Annotated in this window: 10 protein-coding genes; 9 read left to right on the forward strand and 1 reads right to left on the reverse strand. The window is 41.0% G+C overall.

Going from position 1 to position 12583, the window contains the following annotated elements:
• Positions 1-4: 4 nt before the first annotated feature.
• The 4 genes from LC091_RS16680 (at position 5) to LC091_RS16695 (ending at position 4568) form a co-directional block, all read left to right on the forward strand.
• On the forward strand, positions 5-382 hold the full coding sequence (locus LC091_RS16680; protein WP_226683159.1) for a response regulator transcription factor: 378 nt from the start codon (positions 5-7) through the stop codon (positions 380-382).
• Positions 366-2807: a HAMP domain-containing sensor histidine kinase gene (locus LC091_RS16685; protein WP_226683160.1), complete on the forward strand. Its 2442-nt coding sequence runs from the start codon at positions 366-368 to the stop codon at positions 2805-2807. The genes LC091_RS16680 and LC091_RS16685 overlap by 17 nt, the downstream gene beginning before the upstream one ends.
• Before the next feature lie 64 nt (positions 2808-2871).
• The gene (locus tag LC091_RS16690; RefSeq protein WP_226683161.1) at positions 2872-3393 is read left to right on the forward strand and encodes a YehS family protein; all 522 of its coding nucleotides are present in this window, start codon (positions 2872-2874) and stop codon (positions 3391-3393) included.
• Between the two features lie 59 nt (positions 3394-3452).
• The gene (locus tag LC091_RS16695; RefSeq protein ID WP_226683162.1) at positions 3453-4568 is read left to right on the forward strand and encodes a Gfo/Idh/MocA family protein; all 1116 of its coding nucleotides are present in this window, start codon (positions 3453-3455) and stop codon (positions 4566-4568) included.
• 305 nt (positions 4569-4873) lie between these two features.
• Here LC091_RS16695 and LC091_RS16700 read toward each other — a convergent pair whose 3' ends face one another.
• Positions 4874-5827, reverse strand: a complete 954-nt coding sequence (locus tag LC091_RS16700) for a nucleoside hydrolase (RefSeq protein ID WP_226683163.1) — start codon at positions 5825-5827, stop codon at positions 4874-4876.
• Positions 5828-6055: 228 nt separating this feature from the next.
• Here LC091_RS16700 and LC091_RS16705 point away from each other — a divergent pair, with 228 nt between their 5' ends.
• The 5 genes from LC091_RS16705 (at position 6056) to LC091_RS16725 (ending at position 12476) form a co-directional block, all read left to right on the forward strand.
• Positions 6056-7165 (forward strand): sugar ABC transporter substrate-binding protein, encoded by a 1110-nt coding sequence (locus tag LC091_RS16705; RefSeq protein WP_226683164.1) that lies wholly within the window; start codon positions 6056-6058, stop codon positions 7163-7165.
• Positions 7166-7254: 89 nt separating this feature from the next.
• Positions 7255-8775, forward strand: coding sequence for a sugar ABC transporter ATP-binding protein (locus LC091_RS16710; protein ID WP_226683165.1), 1521 nt, complete (start codon positions 7255-7257; stop codon positions 8773-8775).
• A gap of 11 nt (positions 8776-8786) precedes the next feature.
• Positions 8787-9959: a sugar ABC transporter permease gene (locus tag LC091_RS16715; RefSeq protein ID WP_226683166.1), complete on the forward strand. Its 1173-nt coding sequence runs from the start codon at positions 8787-8789 to the stop codon at positions 9957-9959.
• A 115-nt stretch (positions 9960-10074) separates the two neighbouring features.
• On the forward strand, positions 10075-11052 hold the full coding sequence (locus LC091_RS16720; RefSeq protein WP_226683167.1) for a sugar ABC transporter substrate-binding protein: 978 nt from the start codon (positions 10075-10077) through the stop codon (positions 11050-11052).
• Positions 11049-12476, forward strand: a complete 1428-nt coding sequence (locus LC091_RS16725; protein ID WP_226683168.1) for a sensor histidine kinase — start codon at positions 11049-11051, stop codon at positions 12474-12476. Before LC091_RS16720 ends, LC091_RS16725 begins: the two co-directional genes overlap by 4 nt.
• The last annotated feature ends 107 nt before the right edge of the window (positions 12477-12583 follow it).

A 12583-nucleotide genomic window follows, 5' to 3' on the forward strand; every position in this document is an offset into this window, starting at 1 on the left:
AAAGATGGCAAATATATTACTTGCTGAGGACGAGAGTGTTCTTCGCATGCTCATAACAGATACACTAGAAGATGAAGGTCACCATGTTGTAGAGGCATGCAGCGGGAAAGAAGCGGTGGATATTTTGGAAGCGGGGAAAAGTTTTGATCTGGTGATCCTCGATTATATGATGCCTGTATACACAGGATTAGAGGTACTAACAAAGATGAATACAATGGGACTTAAGCCTGTGCCTCCTGTCCTAATGCTTACAGCAAAAAGTCAACAGTCCGTTCGTGATGAGGTCTTTGCCTCGGGTGCTTCAGGATTTATGTCCAAGCCGTTCAGTCCGATGGAGCTGGCAGAAAGAGTAGAGGCAATGCTGAATGAAGTGGAAAGATAGTATATCTACGAAATTTTTAACGATTAATGGAATCTTTTTTCTAGTTTTGGTCACAGGTATCGTAACACTGTTGGTTTACGAGTACTCCCTTTCTCAGGAGTTCAAGGAAAGGAATGAAGTACTTGAACAGAAAGAGGAAAAAATACAAAACATTGATGATAACATAAATAGCTCGTTCTTGAAGTATCGTGGATATGTAGCATTTTCCAATCGAGAGATGTTAAAAGAAGCAAAAGGATTTAAAGATAACATCAAAGATGATATTGAAAGTCTTGCTGAAATGGCTGAAAACAGGAACGACGAGCAGTTTGTGGATAAAGTAACAGATTTTCATACATTCTATTTCTCTATCTACCTTCCGAAAGTGGAGAATTTATATGAACAAGGGGATATGAATGCGCTTGAGGATTATCTGTTCAACCAGGGTACATCCGATGATATCTTTGATTTTATGGGTTACATGAAAGAATACCGGTATGAAGTAGATCGGGAAATAGAAAACAATGTGGATTTGATGTCAGATAAAATTCAAGCCAGTCAACTTTTGTTTTCCATGTACTTTCTGCTCGTGATTTCCCTACTGTTCATCATAACTTGGGTGCTTATTAAACAGGTGGGAAGACCGTTGCGTGAACTTTCAGAGGCTGCAGATAATATTACAAATGGAAAAATAACAGTACTGCCCTCTTATCAGAAAAGCTCGGATGAGATAGGTGTATTAACCAACGCTCTCCATACAATGGTTAATACCCTACAATACAAAGAAGAAGAGTTGATTGCTCAAAATGAAGAACTACTAGCGCAGCAGGACGAACTTCATGCACAACAGGACGAACTTCAAGCACAGCAAGTACAATTGGAAGAAAATATTTCGATAATAGAAGATAGTAATGAGCAACTTGAGGTAAGGAATAAGTTTATTCATGATATGGGAGAGACGTTAAGCAGAGAGCGTCTGTTAGAAAATGTTGTCCGTAATATGGGGAAAGTATTAGGGGCAGAAGTGGGTATCATGATGATGCTTAATGATAAAAAAACAGCTGCTTCAATTGGTCTGTCAAAGAACATGGTAGAACAGTTAAGGTCAGAAGAGAATAATGTATTTCTCCAACAATTATTGGATGTCCAAAAAGCATTTAAGGTGAATAGAAAATGCAGTCGCATGGAAGCAACCTACCATTCGGAAGATATGGCAGCCTTTGATTTATTCATACCCGTCCTTACATCTAACGGTATAATAGCGGCTTACATGCAGTTCACAAGATATGATGCCCCTTTTACTGAACGCGAAATTGAAACAGGGGAAGCGCTAGCGATGCAGGTCAGTATGGCTTTGGAAAAAGTTGATTTGTACGAGGATTCGGAAGAGAATCGCCTCTTTTACCAGGACATTCTAAACACCATACAAGAGGGTGTCCTATTAGTGGATGAAAGAGGTAGTGTACTTCAGGCCAATACCAAAATGAGTTCTTTATTGAACTTTCCAACGCCTAATCGATTGTTGCAATTATCGTTTGAAGAATGGACAACGGTTCTTGTTGAAATGGCAGTCGACAAAGAAAAACTGCGAACAGATCTACTCACTACTTTTAGTGAGAAAGAGTCTGCTGATGATGCCTTAATATTTGAGTTGTATCAAAGGCATGAGAGATGTGTCTTTAAAATGTATAAGGAAAAAGTCTCACGACAAGACCTTTCCTATGGCTACATCTTGGTGTTCCGTGATATGACAAAAGAGTATGAAGTAGACAGGATGAAATCGGAGTTTGTTAGTACCGTAAGTCATGAGCTAAGAACGCCATTAGCCAGTGTTCTAGGTTTTACAGAAAGAATGATTTACAAAGACTTGTCCGAAGAACGGAAAAAAACCTACCTGAAAACAATCTATCAGGAAGCAAAGCGTCTGACTGCGTTAATTAATGACTTTTTGGATGTGCAAAAAATGGAAGCAGGGAAGCAAATTTACCAGAAAAAAGCTGAAGATATCGTGGATATTATTCAGGAAGTAAGTGAGATTTTTCAGCATAACGCCACTACTCATCCAATTCTTCTTGAAGTAAAGACGGAACAGACAAAAGTGGAAGCGGACAGGGAGAAGCTGGCACAAGTAATAGCTAACTTGCTGAGCAACGCGATTAAATATTCTCCTGAGGGAGGTAAAATTCATATAGCAGTCACATCCGAGGCTGAGACGTTACAGGTAACAATAAGGGACCATGGTATTGGTATTCCAAAAGAAGCAATCCCTCATCTTTTTACAAAGTTTTATCGGGTTGACAACTCCGATCTGAGAAAAATTGGGGGAACAGGACTCGGCTTGTCCATTGTGAAAGAAATTGTCCACGCACATAATGGAGAAATCGGAATAACATCCGAGATGGAGGAAGGAACTGTCGTCACGATAGAGCTTCCCTTGTCAAAATAAATGCTAAAATTACTGGTAAATGGTAATAAATATAGGGAATGAGCAATACAAAAGGAGTTTATATATGACTAACAATGATATTCTAATCAGACTAAGATACGCACTAGATATTAAAGACAACGACATGGTCGAGATCTTCAAGCTTGGTGACATCGACGTGACGAAAGAAGAAGTCCAAATGATTCTCACCAAAGAGGTGGATAGCTATGACTATGACACCGAAGAAGAGTACGAGCAGGCGCTTGAGGAGGAAGAAATCCTTTCTATCAACAACAACAAGCTCGAATCGTTCCTAAACGGTTTGATTATTTTCAAAAGAGGCAGACAGGAACCAAAGCCCGGTCAGCCAGCAAAACCGCCATTTTCAAACGAACCGGCAAACAATATTCTTTTGAAAAAAGTTAAAATTGCCCTTACGTTAACAACCGAAGATATTATCGACATTATTGCAGAAGCCGGAGTGACAATAACGAAGGGTGAATTGGGAGCCTTTTTACGTAAGAAAGGGCACAAGAACTATAAAACATGCATGGATAAATACGCGAGAAACTTCTTAAAAGGTTTGGCGCTTAAATACCGTCATTAATAACCAATGTAAATCAGCACTTTCCTAAATAAAAGAGGAGAGTGCTGTTTTTTGTCGAAATGAAGAGAAAGACCAACTACTACATAAAAGGGGATTTGAATATGAAGAAAATAAGAGTAGGCATTATTGGTACAGGATTTGGAGCAAAAGTTCATGCACCTGTGATAAAAAGTCATCCAGGGTTTGAGGTAGTGTCAATTTCAAGTGTATCTCGTGGGAGACTGGATGATATTAAAGAGGAAACAGGAATTGAAAATGTTTATGGAAACTGGGAAGAAATGCTGGAAAAAGAAGATTTGGATTTGGTATCCGTTGCTTCTGCACCACTGTTACATCATGATATGGTGGTAAAGGCATTCGAGAGCGGCAAACACGTTCTATGTGAGAAACCTATGGCTTTTGATGCTCTTGAGGCAGAGAAGATGATACAGGCAAGAGATGCAGCTGGTAAAATGGGCTGGATTAATTTTGAGTATCGCTTTTTGCCGGCGAGACAAAAGATAAAGGAGATCATCTCAAGTGGGACAATTGGCAAGGTTTTGCATGTGAATTTCTCACTGAACATTGCAGGATACGAGAGATATGCTACAAGTAAACGTGGTTGGTTGAGCCAAAAGGATCAAGCAGGCGGAATGCTTGGAGCGGTGGGTTCTCATTTGATTGATTCTCTTCTTTGGTGGACAGATGCGAAGGTGGAATCAGTTTCAGGACAGCTGACCACTCATGTACCGGAATTTATTGATGAAAATGGTGAGAAGGAAGTCCGGACAGCGGATGATGCTTTCCAAGCGATGGGCAATTTTGTAGGTGGGGGCACTTTTAACATCGGCTCCAATATTGCTGTTCGTCATGCAGAAGGGTGGGAGCTAGAGGTTTACGGGACAGATGGTACAATCAAAATGTCTCAGGACAACAAAGTGCTTGTTGGAATTGGGAATGATCCTTTGGAAGAAGTGGAGCTAGAGGGCGCTTTGGAGATTCCGAAGGGAATGAATCCGGTTGCTGCTGGGTATTTCAATGCTTTTTATCGCTCGTTGGATGAGGTGTACAAATCTCTATTAGGAGACGAGGTTAACCCTGATTTACCTGTTTTAGAGGATGGGTTTAGAGTGCAGGTCGTTATGGATGCAATTCGCCGGTCAGCTGAAGAGAGAAGAACGGTAATAATTGATTAATAAATTTTTTGATTGGTGCAGCTACTGATTGGCGGCTGCACTTTTACATTTTATGGGTTCTATAAGACGTTAGGAGTTGTTTTGAAGTTGCTTCGGTCGTATAGAGGCGTTCTATAAGACGTTAGGAGCTGTTTTGAAGTTGCTTCGGTCGTATAGAGGCGTTCTATACGACATTTCGAGCTGAAAATGTGTTGCTTCGGGATTATAGAACCATTCTATAAGACATTAGAAGCTGAGTTGATGTTGCTTCGCTCATATAGACACAAAAAAACATGAAACCCCACCCAGGGATCTCATGTTTTTTCTTAATCATTCCTAATCAAAGTCCTCAACATTTCAACAAAGAAAATACCTTCATCAATTTCCGTCGCAATCCTGACGCAACCTGCACCTGTGCATTCTGGTACTCCCGGCCTGAAGTCTGCAATCGAAAGTCCCTCTGCATAACTTACCTTATATTCTACCTTTACCTCTTTACTTGTGTAGGTGAATAAACCAGGAATCTCTAGGCTAGCCATTACAGCTGCCATATCGTGTTGAGGTGTCCCGGCAATTCCAGGTTCTAGCTCTTGATAGGCTTCATAATAGAAATCAAGAATAGGTTTAATAATCTGCTGAAGGGGAGTAGTGGCAACACTATCAATAAAGTCCACAACTCTTGGGATAATGAGTGCTTTGCGAGTGACATTCAAAGGAATGATTGTGAGGTTAGGGGAATTTTGCGCAATGAAGTTTGCTGCAATAGGGTCTCCGAAAAAGTTGGCTTCTGCTACCTCCGTAACGTTTCCAGGCTCAATAAAAGCGCCTCCCATGATAAACGTTTCTTTTACCAATTCCATCACAGAAGGACTCAAGAACCAAGCCAAAGCAAGCGATGTACAACGGCCGACATTCACAATGGTTAGTTCATTCGGGTTCTCTTTAATGATACGGAATAAATGACTGAAATTTGTTCGATTCATAAAACGTTCTGCAGGGATAGGTGGTGCTATAGGGCCAAGTCCTTCTTCTCCATGAATTTCTGGGAAAAATTCCGGTAGCTCACCGCTTAATTTTCTTGTACTTCCATTAATGATGGGAATTCCCTCCTGACCCGCCAACTCTAATAGATACTCTGCATTTCTAGCACTTCGATCGCGATCCGTATTTCCGTATCCTGCAACAATCGCTTTCAACTCTACCTCAGGATTTTTCAATGCATAGATGACGGCAATCGCATCATCAATCCCCGTATCAGCAAACAAGATAATCTTTTTCATTTTATATCACCTCCTACTATTATTTATGAAAGATTAGTAGAAGGTGCTTGTATGAAAGTACTAGAGTTAGTAGAGAAATTACTTTCCTTCTGAAAATATTCCCAATTATTAAAAAAGTACAGACAATACCAAAAGAGTGCTAGTGATAACGCTTACACACCCCTGTCTGCCAGCCATATAATTAAGTTGTATTAAACGAAACAAGCCAAAACAAAGGGGGAGCAACAAATGAAGAAGACTTGGAAAGCTATGTCATTATTACTGGTTTTAATGCTTTTTACAGCTATGCTAGCAGCGTGTAACAGCAGTACAGGGGGAAGCGGCAGTGTAAGTGTAGGAATTGTTTTGCCAACAAAGGATGAGCCAAGATGGGTGCAGGATGAGCAACGCTTTAAAGATGCATTGAAGGACTCTGACTATACAACAGAAATCCTTTTTAGCCAAGGATCTTCCGCTAAGGAAAAAGAGAATGTTGAAACATTGATCAACAAAGGAATTGAAGTGCTAATCATTACTCCACAAGATGGAGATGCAGCAGCTGCAGCGGTGGAAGCGGCGAAAAAAGAAGGCATCACGGTTATCTCTTATGACCGTTTAATTACAAACACAGATGCAGTGGATTACTATGTAACATTTGATAGTGTGGCTGTAGGTGCTGCACAAGGGCAATATCTGATTGATAACGTTCAAGGTTCTGGTGTACCACTTTACCTATATGCAGGTGCTGCTTCTGACAATAACGCATTCTTGTTCTTTGAGGGAGCTTGGAAAACATTACAACCGAAAATTGCAGATGGTACGTTCAAGATTGCAAACTCCAGTGAAGCGGAAGCGTTAAAAGATACAGCGGAACTTACTCGTGATCAAATGAGTAAAATCCTAGGACAGGTAACAACAAACTGGGATCCAAACGAAGCAAAAAACAAAGCACAAACGCATCTGACAGCTGTTGGTGCAGATATGAAAGGTGATGTGGCAGTACTTGCTCCAAATGATGGTACAGCTCGTTCTATTGCAGATGTGTTCGCATCTGACGGAGAAGTTTCAAGTTTCTTGGTAACAGGTCAGGATGCCGAAAAAGCTTCCATCCAATACATTATCGATGGGCAGCAATCCATGACGGTATTCAAAGATGTGCGTACTTTAGTAAAGGATGCAATGGGAATCGCAGTAGAAATCCTAGATGGTAAAACTCCAAAAACAACAGGCTCTTACGATAATGGAGAAGTAGAAGTTAAAGCAAAACAAACAGATGTTATTGTAGTGGACGAAGAGAATGTTAAACAAGAACTAATCGACTCTGAATACTACCAAGCAAGCGAATTTACGGGATTATAATTTCTTTTCTAAAGAAACTTCGCGAAATAGTGATAGCAACCTTATCACTATTTCGCCATTGTCATTGCTTTTGTTAAGGGGGTAAAAGGATGAGCAGATTTATATTGGAGATGAACGACATCACCAAGGAATTTACAGGAGTCAAAGCGCTGAGTAATGTGAATTTCAAAGTAGAAGAAGGAGAAATTCACTGCTTAATCGGGGAGAATGGAGCAGGAAAATCCACGCTGATGAAGGTGCTGAGCGGAGTGTATCCTTATGGAACATACGATGGAGACATTGTATATGAAGGTCAGGTTCAGCAATTTAACAAAATCAGTGACAGTGTAAATACCGGCATCGCCATTATCTATCAGGAGCTGGCGTTGTTTCCAGATTTGACGGTGTATGAAAATATTTTTGCAGGAAATGAAATGAAGCTTGGGGGGGTAATCGATTGGAACAGGACAATTGTAGAAGCCAAGAGATTACTCCGGAAAGTGAAGCTTGACATAAATCCTGACACACTTGTAAAGGATTTGAGTGTGGGTAAACGCCAACTGGTGGAAATAGCAAAAGCATTAAGTAAAGAGGTTAAGCTCCTCATTTTGGATGAGCCGACTGCAGCACTTAACGAAGACGATAGCGAAAATTTGCTTTTGCTTTTGAAAGAACTGAAACAGCAGGGAATTACCTGCATTATGATTTCCCATAAGCTGAAAGAAGTAATTAGCATTGCTGACAAGGCAACCGTCATAAGGGATGGCAAGACGATTTGTACGCTCGAAGCTTCCAAAGGTGAAATCACAGAAAGTGTCATCATTAAAAACATGGTAGGTAGGGAAATTGAAGACATCTATCCGAAAAGAACAAAGAAAGTAGCGGGAGAAAACGTGCTGGAACTCCACAACTGGTCTGCCTACGATCCACAACTCGGAAGACAGGTAGTGAAGAATGTAAATCTTCATGTGAAAAAAGGAGAAATTGTTGGAATTGCCGGCCTTATGGGGTCAGGCAGAACAGAGCTTGCACTGAGCATTTTCGGCAATGCTAAATCCTATAAAATTGATGGCGATTTGATGTGGAATAACAACCTTACTACTCTTAAACATACAAGCGATGCGATTAAATCTGGAATCGCTTACGTGACGGAGGACCGAAAAGGGGATGGACTTTTCCTTTTGCAGGATATTAAAAGCAATATTTCTGCGGCGAACTTAAAAGGAATAGCTTCGCAAGGTGTTATAAACGACAATGAGGAAATCAAGGTCGCAGAACAATACAAACAATCTCTTCATATCAAAGCCTCCTCATTAGAACAACTTGTAGGGAATCTTAGTGGTGGAAACCAGCAGAAGGTGTCTATTGGAAAGTGGCTTTTTGTTGGTCCAAAGCTTCTCATATTAGACGAACCGACCCGCGGAATCGATGTTGGTGCCAAATTTGAGATTTACACCGTCATGAACAAGCTTATCGATGAGGGACTTAGTATCGTAATGATTTCTTCTGAACTTGGTGAGGTACTCGGCATGAGTGATAGGGTTTATGTCATGGCACAGGGAGAAATAAAAGGAGAATTGGAAATAAAAGAGGCCGACCAAGAAAAAATTATGGAGCTTGCTACGCAATAGGGGGTATTAGGATGAATGTTATACAAGAAGCCAGAGCACTGATACATGAAAACATCCGTGACTACGGAATGTATATTGCACTATTTGTAATCATATTAACTTTTACGTTTATGACAAACGGTTTGTTCATGTCATCCCGTAATATTAGTAATCTACTGGACTCTGCTGGTTATATCGCCGTGCTGGCAGTAGGGATGACGCTCGTTATCGTTATTCGTCACATTGATTTATCTGTTGGGTATGCTGCTGGGTTTCTTGGAGCGATTGCAGCTATCTTGCTTACACAAGCTGGGGTTTCTGTTTGGGTAACCATTCCGGTTATCTTGTTATTAGGTGTTGCTGTTGGGCTATTTAATGGAGTACTTATCGCCACGATTGGGATTCCCTCCTTTGTAGCCACTCTTGCCGGAATGCTTATTTTCCGTGGAGCTTTGCTACAGGTCACAGAAAAAACGGGTACTATCATCATCCAGGATGATGCTTTTAACGCAATTGGAAATGGCTATATCCCTTCACTTGTAGAAGTTAATGGTTTACATCTGCTATCCCTGTTAGTCGGGCTAGTTGGAATTTTGCTATACATCTTCAGTGAGATCTCGACCCGCAGGAATAAAATTAAGTATGATTTCGAAGTCGTATCAAAACCGATTTTTTCACTGAAGTTATTGTTTGTCTCCGCCATAATAGGTTATATTACTTGGATTCTCGCAGGTTATAATGGCTTCTCTTGGACTGTTATCATTATTTTATTAGTAGTTGTAGTCTATCATTTTCTGACAACTAAAACGGTTCTTGGCCGTCATATCTATGCGGTCGGAAGCAACCCGGAAGCGGCACATTTAAGCGGCATCAACGTGAAGAAGATTACTTATATTGTTTTCGGATCAATGGGGATGCTTGCTGCTCTTTCTGGAATCCTATTTACTGCACGCCTGCAATCTGCTACCACAACTGCTGGAACACTTTTTGAGCTTGATGCTATCGCTGCTGCATATGTAGGAGGAGTATCTTCTGCAGGTGGTGTGGGAAAAGTGACAGGCGCCATTATCGGTGCGGTTGTAATGGCATCCCTATCCAACGGGATGAACTTGCTTGGCGTAGGTATTTCCTATCAATATATGATTCGTGGAGGAGTCCTTGCCGGAGCCGTAATTTTTGATGTTATGACCCGTAAAAAAAGATAATGAATAAAAAAACTGCTATCCCTGTTGAGTCCCTTACTCAACAGGGATTGTACTATTTTCATTAGGTGCTATGATAAAAATAGTACACCTCAAGTTGGGGAGGGGGATATTAGTCTTGCGGAGAACAGGAATTCTAGCAATTTGCATCATTATTATTCTATTATGTCATCTTACTTTTTTATCCGCACAAAAAGTCTTCCAATCCGATTGGCAGTTGCCCCAAGCGCTAAGCTCGAGTAGAGAGGAACATCGTCTAGTTCTTATTACGCAGGATATGGAAACGCCGTTCTGGGACAAGGTGAGTGTTGGTGCCAGAAAACAAGCAGAACAAAGTGACATGAGCCTTGAAGTATGGGGCAGCTATGGTAAGAATCGAGAGGACTTTCTGAAAAATATAGAAATTGCCATTCAGTCTAAAGTGGATGGGATTATTATACAGGGACTGGATACAGAGGAATTCAAGGAATTGACGAAGGTGAAAGCCGCCTTTCACGGCATTCCCGTTATAACAGTAGCAAATGATGTGCCAATGGAGGAAAGTATCCGGCGTACTTATGTCGGTTCCGACCAGTATGAAGCAGGTAAAATGATTGCAAGACAACTATTGATTGATATGGGTAGAGTGGGGAATGTCGTACTCATGTATGATAAGAACCAGGAATACTATCAAAAGCGGCGGATGGAAGGGATTCAGGATATCTTGAAATTTTATGATACTATCCATATGATCCATGCCACTACGGAAGACACAAGAGAGCTAGTCATTGCAACTACACAAGATGTATTGAACAAAGAGCCAGATATTGACGCGTTCATCGCCATTAATGCTAATGTTGCCGGTGCGATGATTGGCGAGATAAGTAAGCGCTCTCAAGTGGAACCGTACCATATTTATTCTTTTGACGATGGAGCTGAGACATTAACTTTGTTAGAGCAAGGAAAGTTGGATGGGGTCATTGAACAATCTCCAGAAGAAATGGGTAGAAAAAGTGTCCAGCTCATGAAGGAATGGTTGACCGGAGAAACTGTCCCTCTTGATAAGGACGGGTATCTGACAGAAATCAGAATAAGGAAAGCAGCGGATATCCAATGACGAGCATCCAAAAGAAAATAATTGTTCTTACTACGGTAGTATTGGTGAGTATGTCAGCAATTTGGATAGCGCTTACATATTACAACCATAAAACTCATAAACAATATAACGATATTCTGCAACGGTATCTGAGCATGAATGAAGTGACAAAGGCAAGCCAACAGTTGATTACAGATTTGAATAACTATACCCTTGATCCAACTCAAGTCAGCCTTGACCAACTGACAGCAAGCAAGGAAAAGGTCCAGCAGGCAAAATATGGTGTTCATCATTTAAGAAACACGGAAAACGATTTTACTTTAACCAATTATATGAACTTGATTGATAGTTTGGTGGAAGCAACTGACAGGTCAATCATGTTTCAGTTGGAAAATGATACGGAGGCCTCCGCTCAGGAATTTGCAGAGGCCACGCGAATTACCACCTATATTTCTGAAATGACCTTAACCTTGATAGATACAGAATTGAATACATTTGACCGATTCTACAGGGGAATCATTGAACAATCAGGTGAAGTAATTAAGCTCGGAATTTGGAGCCTGCTGCTGATCACCTGTTTATTGATACTTGTCACCTACTGGTTCTCCCTTACGATTACTCGCCCTGTATTTCAGCTGACCAAAGCGGCCAATGAGCTGTCGAAAGGTAATTTTGATCAGCAAGTGAAAATAGAAACCAATGATGAAATCGCCTTTTTGGCAAGGACGTTCGATCGAATGCGAATCAATATAAACAACTTGATATCTGAGATTAAACAGAAGGCAGCGCTTGAGCGGGAGCTTCAGGAAAGTAAACTTCTTTTGCAAGAAAGCCAATTTCGAAGCCTGCAGAGTCAGATCAACCCGCATTTTCTTTTCAACACGCTAAATACCCTTTCAAAAAAAGCCTATTTGGAAGGGTCTGAAGAGACAAGCGATCTACTGGTTAGTGTTGCAGGGATATTGCGTTACAACTTAAAGCGTCAAGACCGAGCTGTAACCCTGCAAGATGAAATTCAAGTATTAAAGCAATATATGGACATACAGAAGGCACGTTTTACCGACCGGTTACAGTTGCACTGGGATATTGATGAATCTTGCCTTGACTTGAAGATTCCAGCCTTGACTCTTCAGCCAATTATTGAGAATGCTGTCATCCATGCGGTGGAGCCGAAGGAGGATGGAGGAAACATCTGGTTCCGAGTCAAAGTTGAAGATAGCCATGTAGTGATAGAAATTGAGGATGATGGCATGGGAATGCCAAAAGAAAAAATCCTGCAAATCCTAAACGAAGAATCCCCGCCACCTACAGAAGGTCATTCAACAGGTATCGGCTTCAGCAATGTTGTTAAACGACTCCGACTCTTTTACGGAAATGACGATGTTATTGATATAAAAGGAATACAACGCCAAGGAACAAAAGTTATTTTGAAAATAAATTACTGAATACAAAATCCACCTGTAGATTGTAGTGCAAGGTGTGAGACTCCTGCGGGGGATTAAAGATAGGTTGAGACCCCGCAGGCGAAGCCGAGGAGGCTCCAGCAGCGCCC

This window comes from Sutcliffiella horikoshii (genome assembly GCF_020524325.1).
GTDB classification, from domain to species: domain Bacteria; phylum Bacillota; class Bacilli; order Bacillales; family Bacillaceae_I; genus Sutcliffiella_A; species Sutcliffiella_A horikoshii_D.